The organism is Nocardia sp. NPDC055050 (assembly GCF_053608345.1).
On sequence record NZ_JBSGVG010000034.1, the window covers coordinates 35,685 to 55,419 of the forward strand.

Annotated in this window: 19 protein-coding genes and 3 tRNA genes; 10 read left to right on the top strand and 12 right to left on the bottom strand. The window is 67.5% G+C overall.

Annotated elements, in window-relative coordinates; genetic code table 11:
• Window positions 1-16: 16 nt before the first annotated feature.
• The 4 genes from rpmG to ACWGCN_RS27635 all read right to left on the bottom strand — a co-directional run bounded on the left by rpmG (window position 17) and on the right by ACWGCN_RS27635 (window position 756).
• Window positions 17-187 (bottom strand): 50S ribosomal protein L33, encoded by a 171-nt coding sequence (gene rpmG / locus ACWGCN_RS27620; protein ID WP_056814348.1) that lies wholly within the window; start codon window positions 185-187, stop codon window positions 17-19.
• 36 nt (window positions 188-223) lie between these two features.
• Window positions 224-299, bottom strand: a tRNA-Met gene (locus ACWGCN_RS27625).
• Between the two features lie 59 nt (window positions 300-358).
• Window positions 359-431: transfer RNA gene (locus ACWGCN_RS27630), tRNA-Thr, on the bottom strand.
• Between the two features lie 242 nt (window positions 432-673).
• Window positions 674-756: transfer RNA gene (locus ACWGCN_RS27635), tRNA-Tyr, on the bottom strand.
• A 176-nt stretch (window positions 757-932) separates the two neighbouring features.
• Between ACWGCN_RS27635 and ACWGCN_RS27640 the strand changes: the two genes are divergently transcribed.
• Complete coding sequence (locus tag ACWGCN_RS27640) at window positions 933-1,424, top strand: YajQ family cyclic di-GMP-binding protein (RefSeq protein ID WP_378634254.1); 492 nt, start codon at window positions 933-935, stop codon at window positions 1,422-1,424.
• Between the two features lie 18 nt (window positions 1,425-1,442).
• Here ACWGCN_RS27640 and htpX read toward each other — a convergent pair whose 3' ends face one another.
• Both htpX and ACWGCN_RS27650 read right to left on the bottom strand, forming a co-directional pair.
• Window positions 1,443-2,306: a zinc metalloprotease HtpX gene (htpX, locus tag ACWGCN_RS27645; protein WP_378990970.1), complete on the bottom strand. Its 864-nt coding sequence runs from the start codon at window positions 2,304-2,306 to the stop codon at window positions 1,443-1,445.
• 173 nt (window positions 2,307-2,479) lie between these two features.
• Window positions 2,480-3,502 carry a polyprenyl synthetase family protein gene (locus ACWGCN_RS27650; RefSeq protein WP_378634250.1) on the bottom strand — a complete coding sequence of 341 codons (1,023 nt, stop codon included), beginning with the start codon at window positions 3,500-3,502 and terminating at the stop codon, window positions 2,480-2,482.
• A gap of 145 nt (window positions 3,503-3,647) precedes the next feature.
• On the opposite strand from ACWGCN_RS27650, the gene ACWGCN_RS27655 reads away from it, so the two are divergent.
• On the top strand, window positions 3,648-4,913 hold the full coding sequence (locus tag ACWGCN_RS27655; RefSeq protein ID WP_452459720.1) for a geranylgeranyl reductase family protein: 1,266 nt from the start codon (window positions 3,648-3,650) through the stop codon (window positions 4,911-4,913).
• A gap of 50 nt (window positions 4,914-4,963) precedes the next feature.
• Here ACWGCN_RS27655 and ACWGCN_RS27660 read toward each other — a convergent pair whose 3' ends face one another.
• Window positions 4,964-5,461, bottom strand: coding sequence for a DUF2505 domain-containing protein (locus tag ACWGCN_RS27660; protein ID WP_378658681.1), 498 nt, complete (start codon window positions 5,459-5,461; stop codon window positions 4,964-4,966).
• Window positions 5,462-5,546: 85 nt separating this feature from the next.
• Between ACWGCN_RS27660 and ACWGCN_RS27665 the strand changes: the two genes are divergently transcribed.
• From ACWGCN_RS27665 to ACWGCN_RS27680, 4 genes are all read left to right on the top strand, one after another.
• Window positions 5,547-5,987, top strand: a complete 441-nt coding sequence (locus ACWGCN_RS27665; RefSeq protein ID WP_379316246.1) for a DUF3592 domain-containing protein — start codon at window positions 5,547-5,549, stop codon at window positions 5,985-5,987.
• Window positions 5,988-6,059: 72 nt separating this feature from the next.
• Window positions 6,060-7,202, top strand: a complete 1,143-nt coding sequence (locus ACWGCN_RS27670; protein ID WP_387445704.1) for a glycosyltransferase family 4 protein — start codon at window positions 6,060-6,062, stop codon at window positions 7,200-7,202.
• 51 nt (window positions 7,203-7,253) lie between these two features.
• Window positions 7,254-7,967 (top strand): demethylmenaquinone methyltransferase, encoded by a 714-nt coding sequence (locus ACWGCN_RS27675; protein ID WP_452459719.1) that lies wholly within the window; start codon window positions 7,254-7,256, stop codon window positions 7,965-7,967.
• A 198-nt stretch (window positions 7,968-8,165) separates the two neighbouring features.
• Window positions 8,166-12,419: a molybdopterin-dependent oxidoreductase gene (locus ACWGCN_RS27680; RefSeq protein WP_452459718.1), complete on the top strand. Its 4,254-nt coding sequence runs from the start codon at window positions 8,166-8,168 to the stop codon at window positions 12,417-12,419.
• A 5-nt stretch (window positions 12,420-12,424) separates the two neighbouring features.
• Here the strand turns inward: ACWGCN_RS27680 and ACWGCN_RS27685 are convergent, their stop codons facing one another.
• A complete protein-coding gene (locus tag ACWGCN_RS27685) occupies window positions 12,425-13,471 on the bottom strand; it encodes an aldo/keto reductase (RefSeq protein WP_452459717.1) in 1,047 nt (348 codons plus the stop codon).
• Between the two features lie 82 nt (window positions 13,472-13,553).
• Between ACWGCN_RS27685 and ACWGCN_RS27690 the strand changes: the two genes are divergently transcribed.
• The gene (locus ACWGCN_RS27690; protein WP_387445698.1) at window positions 13,554-14,186 is read left to right on the top strand and encodes a TetR/AcrR family transcriptional regulator; all 633 of its coding nucleotides are present in this window, start codon (window positions 13,554-13,556) and stop codon (window positions 14,184-14,186) included.
• 25 nt (window positions 14,187-14,211) lie between these two features.
• Here the strand turns inward: ACWGCN_RS27690 and ACWGCN_RS27695 are convergent, their stop codons facing one another.
• Window positions 14,212-14,802 carry a TIGR03086 family metal-binding protein gene (locus ACWGCN_RS27695; protein ID WP_449969215.1) on the bottom strand — a complete coding sequence of 197 codons (591 nt, stop codon included), beginning with the start codon at window positions 14,800-14,802 and terminating at the stop codon, window positions 14,212-14,214.
• Window positions 14,803-14,983: 181 nt separating this feature from the next.
• On the opposite strand from ACWGCN_RS27695, the gene ACWGCN_RS27700 reads away from it, so the two are divergent.
• On the top strand, window positions 14,984-15,238 hold the full coding sequence (locus ACWGCN_RS27700; RefSeq protein WP_452459716.1) for a hypothetical protein: 255 nt from the start codon (window positions 14,984-14,986) through the stop codon (window positions 15,236-15,238).
• A gap of 59 nt (window positions 15,239-15,297) precedes the next feature.
• Here ACWGCN_RS27700 and menD read toward each other — a convergent pair whose 3' ends face one another.
• The 3 genes from menD to ACWGCN_RS27715 form a co-directional block, all read right to left on the bottom strand.
• Complete coding sequence (gene menD, locus ACWGCN_RS27705; protein WP_379312387.1) at window positions 15,298-16,929, bottom strand: 2-succinyl-5-enolpyruvyl-6-hydroxy-3-cyclohexene-1-carboxylic-acid synthase; 1,632 nt, start codon at window positions 16,927-16,929, stop codon at window positions 15,298-15,300.
• Window positions 16,930-17,187: 258 nt separating this feature from the next.
• On the bottom strand, window positions 17,188-17,445 hold the full coding sequence (locus tag ACWGCN_RS27710; protein ID WP_378990990.1) for a hypothetical protein: 258 nt from the start codon (window positions 17,443-17,445) through the stop codon (window positions 17,188-17,190).
• Window positions 17,446-17,809: 364 nt separating this feature from the next.
• Window positions 17,810-18,256 (bottom strand): DUF6918 family protein, encoded by a 447-nt coding sequence (locus ACWGCN_RS27715; RefSeq protein WP_056814402.1) that lies wholly within the window; start codon window positions 18,254-18,256, stop codon window positions 17,810-17,812.
• A 141-nt stretch (window positions 18,257-18,397) separates the two neighbouring features.
• Between ACWGCN_RS27715 and ACWGCN_RS27720 the strand changes: the two genes are divergently transcribed.
• Window positions 18,398-19,291 (top strand): 1,4-dihydroxy-2-naphthoyl-CoA synthase, encoded by an 894-nt coding sequence (locus tag ACWGCN_RS27720; protein ID WP_056816187.1) that lies wholly within the window; start codon window positions 18,398-18,400, stop codon window positions 19,289-19,291.
• A gap of 13 nt (window positions 19,292-19,304) precedes the next feature.
• Window positions 19,305-19,697: a VOC family protein gene (locus ACWGCN_RS27725; protein WP_379312388.1), complete on the top strand. Its 393-nt coding sequence runs from the start codon at window positions 19,305-19,307 to the stop codon at window positions 19,695-19,697.
• The last annotated feature ends 38 nt before the right edge of the window (window positions 19,698-19,735 follow it).

A 19,735-nucleotide genomic window follows, 5' to 3' on the forward strand; every position in this document is an offset into this window, starting at 1 on the left:
CAGATGTTTCTGAAAACTAGCGCGACTCGCGGTGCGCCCGGTGAGTTCCGCAGTTCGGGCAGAACTTCTTCAGCTCGAGGCGATCCGGGTCGTTACGCCGGTTCTTCTTGGTGATGTAGTTGCGGTGCTTGCACTCGTCGCAGGCCAAGGTGATCTTTGGCCGGACATCGGTGGACTTCGCGGCCACGATTTGCCTTCTTTCCGGTCTGGGCTGAGTTGAAATTGGTAGCGATGGCCGGACTTGAACCGGCGACACAACGATTATGAGTCGTTTGCTCTACCAACTGAGCTACACCGCCACGGCGGACTAATATCCCGATGATGCCGCGGTAAGCCGCTCACCACCGGCAATCCGGCGAGCCCCCTAACGGAATCGAACCGTTGACCTTTTCCTTACCATGGAAACGCTCTACCGACTGAGCTAAGGGGGCATGACTACGTGGCACAGAGTCTGTATCGGCAAGCCGATCAGCGTGACCCCGTGCTCCGGCGTCCTGAACGAGATTACACACTCCCCGGCCAGAGCACCAAATCGGCAGCTCAAAGGGCATTTTCACGGGGTTCAGATCGCTGGTTCCGACCTGCTCATATCGAGGCTACCCGGATCCGCGCGAGAACAACCCGCCGAACCAAGGAACCCCCGCCGATCTTCATGATCGACGGGGGTTCGATGTGGCAGATGTAGGATTCGAACCTACGTAGGCATAAGCCGACGGATTTACAGTCCGCTCCCATTGGCCGCTCGGGCAATCTGCCGTGTGCGCCGTTTCCGGTGCGCTGAGCAGCTTACAACGTACCCACCCGGACTATCAAAACGCCTGCACAGACCCCCTGCGAGCACCGGTCGTCCCCCGATGCGGGTACAACTGTCTCGGTGGCCGGCACATCCCGGCCCCGGAGTTCGCCGGACCTTCACAGGACAGGAGCGCAGTGTGGCTGATTCGTCATTCGACGTCGTGAGCAAGGTCGATCGACAGGAGGTCGACAACGCTCTGCATCAGGCGGAGAAGGAGCTGAACTCGCGCTACGACTTCAAGGGCACCGATGCGTCGATCGCATGGTCGGGCGAGGAGGCCATCGTGCTGACCGCCAATGCCGAGGAGCGGGTGCAGGCGGCGCTCGACGTCTTCAAGGAGAAGCTGATCCGTCGCGACATCTCGCTGAAGGCGTTCGACGCCGGCGAGGCGCAGCCGTCGGGCAAGATCTTCAAGATCACCGGCACCTTGGTGCAGGGTATCGACACCGAGAAGGCGAAGAAGATCTCGAAGAAGATCCGCGACGAGGGCCCCAAGGGCGTCAAGGCGCAGATCCAGGGTGAGGAGCTGCGGGTCAGCAGCAAGAAGCGTGATGACCTGCAGGAAGTGATCTCGCTGCTCAAGGGCGAGGACTTCGGAATCGCCCTGCAGTTCGTCAACTACCGATAGGTCCGGTGTGGGCGGCACTCAGTGGTGATGAGTGCCGCCGGCCATCTCCTCCAGACGCTTGATGCGCTCGTCCATCGGGGGGTGGGTGGAGTACCAGCGGGCGACGCGGTCGCCCGCGCGGAACGGGTTGGCGATCATCAGATGCGATTCGCTGGTGATCTTGGGGTCCGGCGGCAGCGGGGCCGCCTGGACGCCGCGTTCGATCTTGCGCAGGGCCGAGGCAAGGGCCAGCGGGTCGCCGGTGAGCTCGGCGCCGGACTGATCGGCCTGGTACTCCCGCGATCGCGAGACCGCCATCTTGATCAGGCCCGCCGCGATCGGCCCGAGCAGTGAGACCAGCAGCACACCGATGATGTTCGGTCCGTTGCCGTCTCTGCTGCCGAACGAACTCGCGAAGAACGCCATGTTCGCCAGACCGGTGATGACCGAGGCCATCGCGCCCGCCACCGACGAGATCAGGATGTCGCGGTTGTAGACGTGGGACAGCTCGTGGCCGAGGACCGCGCGCAGCTCGCGCTCGTCGAGCAATTGCAGGATGCCGCTGGTACAGCAGACCGCGGCGTGGCGCGGATTGCGGCCGGTGGCGAAAGCGTTGGGGGCGCTGGTGGGACTGATGTAGAGCCGCGGCATCGGCTGGCGCGCCGTGGTCGCGAGCTCGCGCACGATCCGGTACATGACCGGCGCCTCCAGTTCGCTCACCGGTTGCGCGTGCATCGCCTTCAAGGCCAGCTTGTCGCTGTTGAAGTAGGCGTAGGCGTTCATGCCGATGGCCAGCACGATCGAGATGATCAGGATCGTCGGGCTGCGGAACATCGCCCCGATGGCGACGATCAACGCCGACATCCCCACCATCAAACCGAACGTCTTGATCCCATTGGGCATTTCCGCCTCCCCGCGCCTTGTGCCGGTCGTCAGGCGCTGCGTTCGTCAGGCATCGGGCCTGCGGTGGACAACGGGAACGGTTCTGGGCGTACCCGGCGAGTTACCCATGTGCTGTCGAAATCTGTTGTTTCGTCGCGACAGGACAACGTGCGCCGGGTGGTGTTGGTTCCTGGTCAGCCGACGCGTTCGATCGTGTAGCGGACGAGGCGGGTGAGGGCGTCGTTGGCGGGGCCGGGCGGAAGCGCGGCGAGTTCGGTATCGGCGAGGTCGGCGTATTCGGCCAGCTTTTCCTTGGCCAGCGCCATGCCGGGCGAGCGGCGCAGCAGTTCCAGTGCCTCGTCTACCTCGGCGTCGGTTTCCAGCGGGCGCGCCAGCAGGGTGCGCAGTCGGTCGCCGTCGGCGCCGGTCTCGCGCAGGGCATAGAGCACCGGCAGGGTGTGCACGCCTTCGCGCAGGTCGGTGCCCGGGGTCTTGCCCGACTGCTCGGCAGAGGACGAGATGTCGATGATGTCGTCGGAAATCTGGAATGCCGTGCCGACCGCGTCGCCGAGGCGCGCCAGGCGTTCCACGTGCTCGAGTCCCGCGCCGGAGAAGGTGCCGCCGAAACGGCCCGCGGCGGCGATGAGCGAGCCGGTCTTCTCCCACACCACGCGCAGGTAGTGCTCGACGGGGTCCTGGGTCTGCTTGGCGCCCATGGTTTCCCGCATCTGGCCCGTGACCAGCTCGGCGAAGGTCTCGGCGATGATGCGGACCGCGTCGGGACCGAGGGTGGAGGTCAGGCGCGAGGCGTGGGCGAACAGGTAATCGCCCGCCAGGATCGCGATGTTGTTACCCCACCGCGAGTTGACGCTCTCCGCGCCACGACGCTGGGTCGCCTCGTCCATGACGTCGTCGTGGTAGAGCGTCGCGAGGTGCACGAGTTCCACGACCGTGCCCGCGGTGATCAGCGCCGGGTCGGTCGGATTGGGTCCGAGCTGGCCGGTGAGCACGGTGAACAGCGGCCGGAACCGCTTGCCGCCCGCCCTGGCCAGGTGCAGCGCCGCCTCCTGGAGGAATTCCTCACCGTCGGAGAGTTCGTCGACGAGCAGTTTCTCGACCGCGGCCAGTCCGTCGCGCACGGTGACGGCGAGTTCGGGATCGACGAGATCTACCCCGGCAACCACGGTGCTTTCGTCGCTCACAGCCGATGTGCTCATTATCTTCTCCCAGCGATGCGTCCGACCCCGACGGGTAGCAACCTAGCGTGTCCCGGCACTATGGCCGATGAACCCCGTCACACAGTGACAATTCCCGGTGTACCCGACACTCTCGCACAGCGGCCGACAGTGCCAGTATTGAGCCATGGGTTCACCGGATCTCACCCCTGCCGACCGCGCTCCGCTGCCTGCCACCGTCGAGGTGCTGGTCGTCGGGGCAGGGCCCGCCGGTTCCGCGTCGGCAGCGTGGGCCGCGCGCGCCGGACGCGATGTGCTCCTGCTCGATTCGGCGGTTTTCCCGCGCGACAAGACGTGTGGTGACGGGCTGACGCCCCGCGCCACCGCCGAGCTGGAACATCTGGGTCTCGGCGAATGGTTGCGCGCGCACACCGTGAACCACGGCCTGCGGATGGCGGGTTTCGGCAAGGAAGCGCTGCTGCCGTGGCCGGGTGGGTCGTTCCCGACGTACGGAAGTGCGGTTCCACGAACCGAACTCGACGACAAACTGCGCGAGACCGCGATCAAGTCCGGTGCGCGGATGGTCGACGGCGCGAAGGTCACCGAGGTATTGCGCGAGGGTGAGCGGGTCACCGGGGTGACGGTGCGGATCGGCGCGGCGACCCACACGGTGCGCTGCCGGGTACTGGTGGTGGCCGACGGTGTGCGCTCCCCCGTCGGAAAACAGCTGGGTCGCACCTGGCATCGCCGCTACGCCTACGGGACCGCGGCCCGCGCCTACATCAAGTCCGGTCGCAGCGACGATCAGTGGATCTCCTCGCATCTGGAGCTGCGCAATGCCGCCGACGAACTGGTCCCCGGCTACGGCTGGATCTTCCCGCTCGGCAACGGCGAGGTGAACATCGGCGTCGGCTCGCTGGCCACCGAGGCGCGGCCCTCGCACGTCGCCCTCAAGCCGCTGCTCGAGCACTACACCCGGCTGCGTCGCGAGGAATGGGAACTCGAGGGCGAACTACGCGCGGTGGCCTCGGCACTGCTGCCGATGGGCGGCGCGGTGTCGAACGTGGCGGGCCCGAACTGGGTGCTGGTCGGCGACGCCGCGGGCTGCGTGAACCCGCTCAACGGCGAAGGCATCGACTACGGCCTGGAAAGCGGGCACATGCTCGCGGACCTGCTCGACGAACCCGATCTGAGCCTGGCGTGGCCACAGTTGCTGCGTGACCACTACGGACGCACCTTCTCCGTGGCGCGCAGGCTCGCCGGCCTGGCCACCCAGCCCAAGATGGTCCCACTCGGGGGGCCGCCGGTGATGCGCTCGAAGTATCTGCAGCGCACGGCGGTTCGGGTGATGGGCAATCTGGTGACCGACGAGGACCTCGACCTCACGGCCCGCGCCTGGCGAGCGGCCGGACGGGCGTCGCTGCGGGCCGACGAACTCCCGCCGTTCAGCTGATGGCCGACGCGCGGGTGCCGCTCACTGGAGCGGCACCCCTCGCTGTCGGCTCAGAGCTTGGCGAACCAGTTCTCGATGAATTTGCGTTCGCTGTTCAGGACGCGCTGGTGCAACTGTTCGGCCAGCGGCTCGATAGCGCCGCCGACCAGCGGAACCTTCACCTTGACCGTCCCGACGACCTCGATCTCGCTGCCCTCGGCGGTGGGCCGCAGTTCATAGGTGCCCGACATCTCGGTGGTGATGCCGCTGGTGTTGCCGGTGAAACTGCCCTTGGCGACCTCGCCCGCCAGTGGCTGCCAGTTGTCGGTGCGGACCAGGACGAGATCGCTCTTGAGCACCTTGCGCACCAGCGCGGGAACCTTGTCCTTACCGGGGGTTTCGGTCATATGGATGGTGATCGAATCGGGGCCGTCGGGATGGGAGAGTTCGATGGTCGCGGTCTCGGCGCCGGCGAAACGCGCCTGCCAGACGGCGTCGTCGACAAGTGCCCGGTGAAGCTCTTCGACCGGGACGGTGTAGGGCACGGTGAAGCTGAATTTGCGGGACATAGCGGGAATGTTAGGGGAGGGACTCGTGGGGCGTCGGCGCGTGCGGGAACTTCCGGTCCCCGAGGTGACCGGTACTGTGTGGCGGGTGTCGGAAACCAGCCTGTCGGAGCGGCGGAACAAGCGCCTGCGCCGGGTTCGGGTGTGGGTGGTCGGGGCAGCCACCGTGGTCAGCGTGCTGATGGTGTTGCTGGTACTCGCGGCCTGGCGCAACGACTTCGAAATCGAGCGCCATCGTGGCGTGACCTCCGGCGAGGTGCTGTCGGCGGGCCGGTTACGTTCGGCGGTGATCTATGTGACGCCCGACAGCGTGACCCACAATCCGAAGGTCGGCATCCTGTATCCGACGAATCTGACCGCTGGTCAGCGGATCAACGTGGAGTACAGCACGCGTGACCCCGACCTGGTCCGGGTGGCCGGGCGCGACGCACGGGTGGCGATCATCCCGGCAGCCTCGGTGATCTTCGTGGCGTGGGCGCTCGCCCTGCCGGTGCTCTGGATCGTGCGCCGCAAGCAGCGCGAGTCGTAACTTCGTTTGCTGTTCGCCCCGGCTTCACGTCGGTGTGGGGGTGTCGCGCGGTGTGGCGGTCACCCTGGAAGAGTGCGCGTAGCCATCGTCTCGGAGTCTTTCCTGCCGAACATGAACGGCGTCGTCAACTCCGTGCTGCGGGTGTTGGATCACCTGGACCAGCACGGTCACGACGCGATGATCGTGGCGCCCGATTCCCTGCGCGGCGCCCCACCCGCACCTCGCTTCCACGGCCGATTCCCGGTGCACCGCGTGCCCGCGATGATGGTGCCGAAGGTGAGTTCGCTGCCGGTGGGCCTGCCACAACCGGGCATCACCGCCGCCATCGCCGCATTCGATCCCGATGTGGTGCACCTGGCCTCGCCGTTCCTGCTCGGCGCGGGTGGGCTCGCCGCGGCGACGCGCTTGGATCTGCCGACCGTCGCGGTGTATCAGACCGATGTGGCCGGGTTCGCCAAAAGCTACGGGCTCGGGCTGGCCGCACGGGCCGCGTGGGCGTGGACGCGCCGGATCCACGAGGGCGCCACCCGCACGCTGGCACCGTCGTCCGCGGCCGCGCACGATCTCGCCGAGCACGGTATTCCCCGGGTGCACCGCTGGGGCCGTGGCGTGGATATCGCCCGGTTCAACCCGGCCGCGCGCAGTGCCGAGCTGCGGGCGAGCTGGCTCGGTTCCAGTGACCGGCTCGTCGTCGGGTTCGTGGGCAGGCTCGCACCGGAGAAGCACGTGGAACGGCTGGCCGCACTGGCCGGTGACCCGTCGATCCAGCTCGTCGTGGTGGGCGACGGACCGGAACGGGCCCGGCTGCGCAGAGTGATGCCGGACGCGGTGTTCACCGGCGAACTGGGTGGCAGCGAGCTGGCCACGCACTACGCCAGCCTGGACGTGATGGTGCATCCCGGCGAGCACGAGACGTTCTGTCAGGGCGTGCAGGAAGCGCTGTCCTCCGGTGTGCCGGTGATCGGGCCCGATGCCGGTGGGCCACGGGATCTGATCTCGCACTGCCGCAACGGGTATCTGCTGCCGGTCGACCGGTTCGCGGAATTGCTGCCGAGCGCGGTGTCGGCCCTGCGTGACGCGGGCCAGCGCGGCCGGTTCGCGGCGGCTGCGCGCAAGTCGGTGCTGCACCGCACCTGGCCCGCGATCTGCACCGAGCTGATGGGTCACTATGCCGACGTCACCGGGATGCGCGAGCGATTGCCGCGCACGGCCTGAGTGGCGCAACCCACCCGCGCTATCGCGGCGAAAAAACTCTAAGCTCGGTGCGTGGCGACAACAGAGCAGCGAGAACCGATTCGGGCTTCGCTGGACAAGCAACCCCACGAGGTCGCGTCGATGTTCGACGGTGTGGCGAAGCGCTACGACCTCACCAATACGGTCATCTCCGGTGGCCAGGACCGGTACTGGCGGTGGGCGACGCGACGTGCTCTCGCGCTGCGTCCCGGCGAGCGTGTCCTCGACCTGGCCGCGGGTACCGGTGTCTCGACCGTGGAGCTCGGCAAGTCCGGCGCCTGGTGTGTGGCCGCCGACTTCTCCCAGGGGATGCTCGCGGCGGGCCGGTTCCGGCAGGTGCCGATGGTGGTCGGCGATGCGATGGCGCTGCCGTTCGCCGATGATTCGTTCGACGCGGTGACCATCTCGTTCGGGCTGCGCAATGTCGCCGACATCGATCTGGCACTGCGCGAGATGCTGCGGGTGACCAAACCGGGCGGCCGGGTGGTGGTCTGCGAGTTCTCCACACCGGTGTTCGGACCGTTCCGCACCGTGTACATGGAGTACCTGATGAAGGCGCTGCCCCGGGTGGCACGCGCCGTGAGCTCCAACCCGGACGCGTACGTGTACCTGGCCGAGTCGATCCGTGCCTGGCCGAACCAGCGCAGGCTGGCCCGCCGGGTCGCGGACGCCGGCTGGGACTCGGTGCAGTGGCGTGACCTCACCGGTGGTGTGGTGGCACTGCACCGCGGCTACAAACTGGGCTGAAACACCGGCGGCGGCGGGGGTGAGTCCGGTCACCCCGACTCGTCCGTGGTCGTGCGCCGGCAGCCCGGAATGCGCCCTGATCAGGGGTGATATTCGGGCCGTATCCTCACCGTCGGGATTTCGTCTTGTGAGGTCGATTGTCACCTGGACATAACGTTCGGTAAATCGAGCGCAACGACCGATGCGGATGATCGAGTCATGACAGGGGAAGCGGACGGCCGCGGCACGGACACTGTGCGTACACAGTGCTCGTATTGTGGCGTCGGCTGCGGCATAAACGTCCAAACAAAGACCGATCAGTCTGGCGCGCGGTTGATCGCGAAGGTCAGCGGCGACAAGCTGCATCCGGCGAACGCGGGCAGGCTGTGCACCAAGGGCGCCACTCACGCGGAGATGATGGCCGCGCCCGGCCGGATGGACACCGCCTACCGGCGCCCCGAACGCGGGCAGGTCCCCGTCCCACTGCCGGTCGACGAGGCCGTTCACGAAACCGCCACCCGCCTGCGCGCGATCCTCGACGAGCACGGCCCCGACGCGATCGCCCTCTACGTCTCGGGGCAGATGTCGCTGGAAGCCCAGTACTTGGCCACCAAACTGGCCAAGGGCTACCTGCGGACCAAACACATCGAGGCCAACTCGCGCCTGTGCATGGCCAGCGCGGGCACCGGCTACAAGCAGTCGCTCGGCGCGGACGGGCCGCCGGGTTCCTACGACGACTTCGAACACGCCGACCTGTTCCTGGTCAGCGGCGCGAACATGGCCGACTGCCACCCCATCCTGTATCTGCGTATGGCCGACCGGCTCAAGGCGGGCGCCAAGCTGATCGTGGTCGACCCACGCCGCACCGATACCGCCGCGCGCGCCGACCTGTTCCTGCAGATCGCACCGGGTACCGACCTCGCCCTGCTCAACGGGTTGCTGCACCTGCTGGTCACCGACGGTGCGATCGACACCGACTTCATCGCCGAGCACACCGAGGGCTGGGATGCGATGCCCGAGTTCCTCGCCGACTATCCCCCGGACCGCGTCGCGGAACTGACCGGCCTCGCCGAAGCCGATATCCGCACCGCGGCCACGATGATCGCCGAAGCCGGCGAGTGGATGTCGCTGTGGACGATGGGGCTCAATCAGTCCACGCACGGCACCTGGAACACCAACGCGCTGGTGAACCTGCACCTGGCCACCGGCACCATCTGCAGGCCGGGCAGTGGGCCCTTCTCGCTCACCGGCCAGCCCAACGCCATGGGCGGCCGCGAGATGGGTTATATGGGCCCCGGCCTGCCCGGGCAACGCAGCCTGCTGTCCCCCGCCGACCGCACCTTCGTCGAAACCGCATGGGATCTGCCCGACGGCACCCTGCGCACCGAGTCGGGCCCCGGCACGATCGACATGTTCCGCGGGTTGGCCGACGGTGAGATCAAGGCCGCGTGGATCATCTGCACCAATCCCGTGGCCACCGTGGCCAACCGCAAAACGGTGATCGCGGGCCTCGAGGCGGCCGAGTTGGTCGTGGTGCAGGATGCCTACGCCGAGACCGCGACCAACGCCTACGCCGACCTGCTGCTGCCCCCCGCACTGTGGGCCGAAGCCGATGCGGTGATGGTGAATTCGGAGCGCAACGTCACCCTGTTGCAGCAGTCGGTCGACCCGATCGGCGACGCGCGACCGGACTGGCTGCTGATCGCCCAAGTCGCCACGGCGATGGGTTTCCCGGGCTTCGATTTCGCCTCCAGCGCCGAGGTGTTCGCCGAGCTGCGGCAGTTCACCAACCCGGCCACCGGCTACGACCTCAGCGGCATGAGCTACGAACGCCTGGCACAGGGGTCGATGCAGTGGCCGTGCAATGACGCGGATACCCCGCGCAACCCGATCCGCTATCTCAACGACGGCACCCATCAGCCGCTGCACACGGCGGCCGACGGCACCACCCCGCGGCTGGCTTTCGCTACAGCGAGCAGGCGCGCGGTGTTCTTTCCCCGCCCGCATATGCCCGCCGCCGAACTGCCCGACGACGACTATCCCTTCCTGCTCAATACCGGTCGGCTGCAGCATCAGTGGCACACGATGACCAAGACAGGCAAGGTCGCCAAGCTGACGAAGCTGAACGGCGAGCCGTTCGTCGAAGTTCATCCCACCGACGCCGAGAAGCTCGATCTGAAGCCGGGCGATCAGCTCGAGATCGCGTCGCGCCGGGGCCGTGCTGTGCTGCCGGTGCGGATCAGCGACCGGGTGCGACCTGGTGATTGTTTTGCTCCTTTCCACTGGAATGACGAACAGGGCGAATACCTGACGATCAACGCGGTCACCAACGACGCGGTGGATCCGGCCTCGTTGCAGCCGGAGTTCAAGGCGTGCGCGGTGGCGCTGCGCCGGGTCGGCCCTGCCGTCACACCCGAGCAAGCACCCCCGCACCCCGCGCAGCTGCCCGCCCAACCGGCCGCGCATCCACTGGCCGGGATCCTCGGCCTCGACGCCGGCATCTCCCCCACGCTCAGCGAGACCGAGCGCATCTATCTCGGCGGTTACCTCGCCGCCCTGCAGTCGCTACCGGTGACCGGGCAGCCGGTGCTTCCGGTGAGCGCACCGTTGTCGACACAGTCACGCCTGTGGGTCGACGGACTACTGGCCGGCATGTACTCCCGCAACGCAGGCGCCGCCACCGAAGCCACCGACAGCCCCGACTCCCACCCGGTCACCGTCCTGTGGGCCTCCCAGACCGGCAACGCCGAAGAACTGGCCGCCACCGTCGCGGCCCGCCTCTCGGAGGCGGGACTCACGCCGTCGTTGCTCGACATGGATTCGTGCGAGCTGACCTCGATCACTGGTGACGTTCTCCTCGTCACCAGCACCTTCGGTGACGGTGGCCCGCCGGACAACGGTGCCGACTTCTGGACCAGGCTCGAAGACAGCATCATTCGCCTCAACGGTGTTCGGTACGCGGTGTTCGCGCTCGGCGATTCCTCCTACGACGACTTCTGTGGCCATGGCCGCAAGCTCGACACCCTGTTCGCCGAACGTGGCGCGAAGCGACTGCTGGCGCGGGTGGACAGCGAGCCCGATTTCGCCGACACCGCCGATCAGTGGCTCGACGATGTCCTGATCGCGATCACCAGCGGATCGCCCGACGACGGCGGTCCGACCGGTGGCGCTCCGCGCGGCCGCGATGCCTCGCTCGTCGGCGCATCGAACGGCCGCGATTCGATCGGCACCAGCAACGTTGCCCGGCACGCCGATTCGGGCCGTGCGATGCCGTCACCGGCCGGTCGCGGTGGAACGACCGTGCTCGACCGGCAACTCGCGCCCGCCCGAACAAAGCGCGCCACCGCCGCTCCGTTCACCCGCCAGTCGCCGGTCCGCGCCACCCTGATGCGCAACGAGATCCTCAGTGCACCCGGCTCACCGAAAGAGGTGCGGCGCTTCGGTTTCGACCTGCACGACCTCGACGCCGGGTACGAAGTGGGCGATTCGCTGGGCGTGCTGCCCGCCAACTGTCCGGATCTGGTCGACGAATGGCTCACCTGCACCGGACTCGACGGCCGGCGCGTGATCGAGGTCGACGACCGCGAACTCACGCTCACCGATGCCCTGCGCACCCACTACGACATCACCAAGGTGAGCCAGGACCTGCTCGGCTTCATCGGCGAGCGCAACCCACACCCACAGCTGGCCAAGCTGCTGCGCCGCGACAATCGCAATGAGCTCGCCTCCTACCTGTGGGACCGCCAGGCGGTCGACGTGCTGCGTGACTTCCCGGTACGCACCGATCTCGTCGACTGGCTGGGCGCACTGAAAAAGCTGCAACCACGCCAGTATTCGATCTCGTCGAGCCCGTTGACCACGCCCGACGAGGTGCAGCTGACGGTCGGTGTCGTCCGCTACGGCGACCCGGTGGGCACCTCGGCGCGGCGCGGTGGGGTGTGCTCGACGTTCCTGGCCGACCGGGGCACGACCGAGGTGCCGATCTTTTTGCAGCGGGCACCGCATTTCCGTCCGCCGTTGGACCCGAACGCCCCGATGATCATGGTGGGGCCGGGTACCGGTATCGCTCCCTTCCGCGGTTTCCTGCACGAGCGCCGGGCCATCGGCGCGACCGGTCGCAACTGGCTGTTCTTCGGCGACCAGCACGCCGCCCAGAACTTCTACTACCGCGCCGAGCTCGAAGACATGTTCCGCTCCGGTTTCCTCACCCGGCTCGACCTTGCCTTCTCCCGCGATCAGCGCGAGCGGGTCTATGTCCAGCACCGAATGATCGAGCACGGCGCCGAGCTGTGGTCGTGGCTGCGCGACGGCGGCCACTTCTATGTCTGCGGTGATGCCGCCCGGATGGCCAAGGATGTCGACGACACCCTGCTGCGGATCGCCCAGATCCACGGAAAGCTGGACGAGGCCGGCGCGCTGGCCTTCAAGAAGCAGCTCGTCGCCGAGAAGCGGTACGTGCGCGACGTGTACTGATCCGATCAGGCCGCCGCGTGGATCGTCGGCGGGTTGAGCCGGGCGAAGTCGGGCAGCCGGTGGTACGGGTAGTAGGGGTACGGGGGTGTCGTCGCACTCGCCGCATCGAGCGCGGCCAGGTGTTCGGGGTCGAGCTGCCAACCGACCGCACCGAGGTTCTGGCGTAACTGCTCCTCGTTGCGGGCGCCGATCAACACCGTGGCGACCGTGGGCCGGGTGAGCAGCCAGTTCAGCGAGATCTGCGGAACGCTGCGGCCGGTTTCGGCGGCGATACGATCGAGCACCTCGACAACGTCGTAGAGCCGTTCATCGTCGACGGGCGGACCCGCCTGAGCCGTCTCGTGCAGTCTGCTTCCCGCCGGAAGCGGTTGTCCGCGACGGATTTTGCCGGTGAGCCTGCCCCAGCCGAGCGGACTCCAGACGATGGAGCCGACGCCCTGGTCGGCACCGAGCGGCATCAGTTCCCATTCGTAGTCGCGACCGACCAGCGAGTAGTAGACCTGGTGCGCTACCGGCCTTTCCAGGCCGAGAGCCTCGGCGGTAGCGAGTGTTTTCATCAGTTCCCAGCCGGCGAAGTTGGAGACGCCGAGGTAGCGGATCTTGCCTGCCCGCACCAGATCGTCCAGGGCCGTGAGTGTTTCCGCCAGCGGCGTGCCCGCGTCGAAGGCGTGCAGCTGGAACAGGTCGAGGTAGTCGGTGCCGAGGCGGCGCAGCGAGGCGTCGACGGCGCGGATCAGCCTGGCGCGGCTCGAGCCCGCCTCGTGGGGGCCGGGGCCGGTGGGCAGCGCCGATTTGGTCGACAGCAGCACCTGTTCGCGCCTGCCCTTGATCGCCGCACCGAGTACCTCCTCCGACGCGCCGTCGGAATAGACGTCGGCCGTGTCGAACAGGGTGACGCCGGCCTCCACGCTGATGTCGATCAAGCGCCTGGCCTGCGCGGCATCGGTATCACCCCATGCGCTGAACAGCGCACCGCGACCGCCGAAAGTACCCGCGCCGAAGCCGAGTGCCGGAACGAGAAGACCAGATACGCCGAGCCGTCGGTACTCCATGAGAGCTCCTAAAGGGTCTATAGTTTCGTTAACACGATCGACAGTACACCCGATCCGCGCTAAATGAAACAGGAGTTCCGTTATGGACCACGACATCGCTTGGCCGGGCTCCGTTCGGCCTGGTGGACGCACCGCCCGGGTGCGCGAGTCCGTCCTGGAAGTGGCCGGTGATCTGCTGGCGGACCGCGGATTCGCGCACCTCGACCTGACCGAGGTCGCCACCGGTGCCGGGGTCGGCAAGACAACTGTCTACCGCCGCTGGCGCACGCCCGCGGGGTTGGTCGCCGATCTGCTCGTCGACATGGCCGAGCAGTCACTGCCCCGCGCCGACACCGGCTCACTGCTCGACGATCTGACCGCGAACGCCCGCCTGGTGGCGAAGACTCTCGCCGACGGTCGCCAGAGCAACCTGTTTCGCGCGGTCATCGCGGCCGCCACCTGCGACGATGCCACCGCCGCCGCGCTGCACACCTTCTACGACACCCGGCTCAACGAATGGGCGCCGTGTGTCGAGGCCGCCGTCATCCGTGGCGAGGCGCCCGTCGGCACCGACCCGCGCGCCGTGCTCTCCGCGGTCTCCGCGCCGCTCTACTACCGATTACTGGCCAGCGGCGATCCCATCGACGACGACATCGCCGACCGATCGGCTCGGGCCGCCGCCATCGCCGCCGCCGCGGGGACATTCGTCATCGCCGCGGAGAGCCTCGACGACTGAACGCCGGGGACAACGGAGCGCGGTGCTAGGCGACCGCCGGGGAACGCCAGGCCGGGTCGCGACCGGTGAGACCGAGCAGCCGATCGAAGGCGGGAGCGTCGGCCGGGATCTCGACGACCGGGCCGAACAAGCCGGGAGTGCCGGCGGGGTCGGTCTCGCGCAGGAACTCGTGCAGGATCGCGAGGTCCGCGGGGGCGACGGTCACATGCTGTCCGGTGGCGACGGCGAGATCCCACGCGTGGATGGTGATCTCGTCGAGCGCGACGATCGCCATGACCGCGGCGGGCAGCTCCACTCCACCGGCCTCGGTGTCACCCTCCCATGCCTCGGGCACGCGCCACACCGACGTCAACGTCTCGAGCTGCGCGGCGATGCGAGTGCGCCAGTCATCGGGCAGCGGGCTGTCGGAACCGGCGGGCGGTGGCACGGACCGGCCGATCGATTCCTTGGTCGCGGCCTGGCGGAACGCCTCGGTCAGCCCGACCACGTGGGCGAGCAGATCGCGCACCGTGGACTCGGCGCACGGCGTCGGGTCGGCGAGCTGGTCGTCGGTGATGCCGTCGACGACCGCGGCCAGCGATCGGGCGGCTGGTTCGAAATCGAACTGTGGTTCCATGAGCGCTCCTCAGCGATGGCAGGTGGCTGCACTCATGCAGACGACACCGTCGCCGGAAAGTCATCGGTGCGGGTTGCCGCGGGCACCGGATCGGCGCACCCTGGACAGCGCAGGACCCGATCAGCGTCACATCACGTCCGAGGCTCAACCGATCGAGCAGGCCGACGAACGAGGAGCACCGATGATCGACTACGAAAGCTCTCGCCCACTGGACGAGGTCCCCGAGGCCGATCGCGTCGAACAGGAACAGTCCGCCTTCCGCGATGACGACCCCGACGATCCCGCCTACTCCGACGCCGCCGACTACACCGACGAGATGGCGGCCACCATCTCCCGTGAGGCCGAGACCGCGAATCCGGCGGACGTGATCGAACAGACCATCCCCGTCCCCTTCGACGAGGGCGGCGAGGAGTTCACCGTCGCCGAGGAAGGCTGACGGGCGCGACAGCGTTCGATCGCCGTTCGCGCGCGGCCGCGGCGAGGGCGGAGGTTCGCCTAACCGGCGATCTTCGTCCGCAGACCCGCGTGTAGTTCACGCAGGCTGGACCGCTCGGTCGCCACCTCGAGCACACGCAGACCGTGCGCGTCGGCGGCCAGTTCCACGGCCAGTTCGGCGGGATCGAGCTGACGGTGCGGGATGCGGTAGGCGGCACACAGTGCGGCCAGATCCATGCCGTGCGGTGTGCCGAAAACCCGCTCGAACACACCCGCGTACTGCGGATCGCCCTGTTCGAGCAGCTCGAAGATGCCGCCGCCGTCGTCGTTGGCGACGACGATCGTGAGGTTGTCCGGACGTGGTTCGCCACGACCGATCAGCAGACCGGATGCATCGTGCAGAAACGTGAGGTCACCCATCAGCGCCACGGTGCGGCCCGGATGCGCCAGCGCGGCACCGACGGCACCGGAGACCGTGCCGTCGATCCCGGCCACGCCGCGATTGGACAGCACGCGGATACCCGGCCGTGGATGCGAGACCAGGGCGGCGTCGCGCACCGGGTTCGACGCACCGAGCAGCAGCTGATCGCCTTCGCGTAGTCCGTCCATGACCACGGCCGCCACATGCAGGCCGGTCGCCTTGGGATGCGCGGCCAGCTCGGCCCGCACCACCGATTCGGCCTGCTGGTTCAGTTCGGAGCAGCGCGCCAGCCACGCGGGCGCGGGCGCGCCGGTGGTCACCGCGCGAGTGCCGGTGCCGACGACATTGCCGGAGACATCGGGCCAGCGCGGACCGGTGGTGAGCGCGAACACGGTGACGTCCGGATCGGCCAGCACGCGCGAGACCTGCCGGTGCAGGGTGGGGCGACCGGTGATGATCGCCTGGGTGGGCTTCAGCAGCGACAGCGCGAGCGGATGCAGGGCGGGGCCGTGCATCGGCGCGGTCGGCTCGGCCACCGTCGGCAGCGCGGCGAGTTCGGGCAGCAGCCGGGCGCCGTGGCCGGAGATGACGACGGTGTCGGGCGTCAGATCGATGTCGAGCGGCACGTCGAGGGTGGCGTACTGGGTTGCCGTCCACGGCCGTTCGCCCTCGCGGCCGAGGGGCAGCGGGTCGTCGGACAGCTCCGGGACCAGCGGTTCCCGCAGCGGAATGTCGAACTGGACCGGACCCGCGTTGCCGGAACGGGTTCCGCGCGCGGCGGCGAGCACCCGGCACACCGACGAACGCCACACACTGTTCTGTCGCGGGTAGGCCGACTCCCCCGCTTCGGCTTCGGCCAGCCCGAGGCTGATCGTGGCACGCACCTGAGAGCCGAACAGCCCGAGCTGTTCCACCGTCTGATTGGCGCCGGTACCGAGCATCTCGTAGGGCCGGTTGGCACTGACGACGATCAGCGGCACCCGCGCGTAGTTGGCCTCCAGGACCGCCGGCCCCAGGTTCGCCACCGCGGTGCCGGAGGTCATCACGACCGGAACCGGCCGCCCCGACGACACCGCGAGACCGATCGCGAGAAATCCCGCGGTGCGCTCGTCGACGCGCATGTGCAGCCGCAGCTCGCCGGCCGCGTCCGCCGCCTGCAGCGCGAAGGCCAGTGGCGCGTTACGCGATCCGGGGCACAGCACCACTTCGCGGACGCCGCCGCGGACGAGCTCGTCGACGACCACTCGAGCCTGCGCAGTAGACGGATTCACAATCACAGCCTGTCAGACCGGCGCGCACCCGTCTGCCCCCGGCCCGCGTTGCGTGCGTCACCGAGCCGGGCGGCGTATCGATTTACGAACGCCTCAACCAATTACCGAAGAGCCGGACAGCTATTCATATCCAGCGGCAACCGATATTCATGAAATCGCAAAGAGAACAACAAAAGAAAGAAATCCGGCGACGAGCAAGACGCCCGCCGCCGGAATTTCCGCCAACCCGGTAAAAGGCCGGCCGAACGAAGAGTCAGCTCACTCCGCGGGGGCGGTGAGATCCTGGATGCCCGTGATGGACTCGATGATGTTGAGAACAGCGGAGGTGGCGCTGTCGGCAGCGGCGCTGCCCGACTCGAGCACGCCGGAACCCGAGGACGAGCCGGTCAGCACGTCAGCCGAGCCGGTAGAGGCCTCGGCGGAGCCGGTGTCGGCGCTCGCGACGGCGGGACCGAAGAACATGACAGCGGCGGCAGCGGCAGCACCGGTGGCGGCGAGGGTCTTGCGAGAGATCATGTGAGCAAACTTCCTTTCGACCTGTGCAATGCAGTCACTTGAAGCAATTCACCTTTCGAATCGCTTGATTGGCAACGTAACCGATAAGGCCGGGTAGTTGTCAATCGCGAAGATGACGCACGCGCATAGGACGAATTCGTGGCAACCCGCAATTATCCTGGCGTTCACCGGAGCGGTAATATTCCTCACACAGACCGACCCGGAATTTACCGCCGACCGGGAATCGATGTGTCCGCCACCACCGCACACCCCTGTTGCGTGAGGGTGGTCACCCACGAACGCGAAAAGGCCGGTGCGGTTCGGTTACCCGAACTCACACCGGCCCAATCGGACGATCGCGGCGAGGGCTACCTCGCCTTACCGCTCAGCCTGCGTGCTTCTGCACCAGATCGCCGACGCGCGGCAGTGCCTCGATGACGTGCTTCTTGGCCGAACCACGCATCGACGAGTACACCTTCTTCAGCGCAGGCCGGGTGGACGACTCGGCGCGGGCGTCGGTGACGGCCAGCAGCGACTCGGCAACCTCATCGGACTTCGCGGCCAGCAGATCGGCGAAGGTGCCGGTGCCGGAGGTGGTGAACTCCGCCCAGTACGGCTGGAGCTGGTCGAGCAGTTTCGGCGCCAGCGACGCGAGGCCGTCGGGAACGATGGTCGGGCTGATCTTCTTGACCGCCGCGTAGCCACCCTTCACTGCCAGGCCGGACGCACCACCTTTGTCCGAGACCTCGGCGTCGAGCACCTCGACGGCGTCAGCAAGGAAAGCCGGACGCTTGGCGTCGTCGAGCAGGGATTCAGACAGTGCTGCAACCACTTTCAGGTTCCTCCGGATCGGTTCGATGTACGAGCAGGCGCAACTATACGCATCGGGTGCTCAGAGTATGCGGCGACCGCTCGAGCTGCAGTGTTACGACCTCGTACCGCGACGTCGGAAGGTAGGGCAATAATCGTGGTCGTGACTTTCGATCCGAAGCTGTGGCAGCCCGTCCCCGGGTTCGAGGACCTGACCGACATCACCTATCACCGCCATATCGAGCAGGGCACGGTGCGGGTCGCGTTCGACCGGCCCGAGGTCCGTAACGCATTCCGTCCGCACACCGTCGACGAGCTGTACCGCGCGCTCGATCACGCGCGGATGAGCCCCGACGTGGGCGCTGTGCTGCTCACCGGCAACGGTCCGAGCGAGAAGGACGGTGGCTGGGCGTTCTGTTCCGGTGGTGACCAGCGCATCCGCGGCCGCAACGGCTACCAGTACGCCGACGGCGAGACCGCCGACACGGTCGACGCGGCGCGCGCGGGCCGACTGCACATCCTCGAGGTGCAGCGGCTGATCCGTTTCATGCCCAAGGTGGTGATCGCGCTGGTCAACGGTTGGGCGGCGGGTGGCGGGCACAGCCTGCACGTGGTCTGCGATCTGACACTCGCCTCGCGCGAGCACGCGCGGTTCAAGCAGACCGACGCCGACGTCGGTTCGTTCGACGGTGGTTACGGCAGCGCGTATCTGGCGAAGATGGTGGGCCAGAAGTTCGCGCGCGAGATCTTCTTCCTCGGCAGGCCGTACACGGCCGAGGAGATGCACCAGATGGGTGCGGTGAACAAGGTCGTCGATCACGACGAGCTGGAGAACGTCGCGCTCGAGTGGACCGCCGACATCAACGGCAAATCGCCGCAGGCGCAGCGCATGCTGAAGTACGCGTTCAACCTGCTCGATGATGGCCTGGTCGGTCAGCAGCTGTTCGCGGGCGAGGCGACTCGCCTGGCGTACATGACCGACGAAGCGGTCGAGGGCCGAGACTCGTTCTTGGAGAAGCGCAAGCCCGATTGGACGCCCTACCCCTGGTACTTCTGAGAACGGACACCCCATGGAGATTCTCAACAGCCGGATCATCGTGCGTCCCAGCGATTACGGTCGCACGCTGGCGTTCTACCGCGACAGCCTCGGCTTGGCGATCGCACGGGAGTACCCGGGCGGCACGGTGTTCTTCGCCGGGCAGTCGCTGCTCGAGGTCGCCGCACACGGTGGCAGCGGGCAGGCAGGCAGCTTCGACGGCGCGATCTGGTTGCAGGTGCGCGATGTCGAGGACGCGGCGGCGGAGTTGGCGCTGAAGGGAATCGAGATCGAGCGCGCACCGGTGCTCGAACACTGGGGTCTGTGGGAGATGTGGGTGCGCGATCCGGACGGGGTCGCCATCGTGCTGGTGCAGGTTCCCGCCGAACATCCGATCCGGCGGGATCAGCGCTGGTCACCGGAGTGAGAGGGCTGTGCCCGCGGCCGAGCCGAGTTGCCGATGAC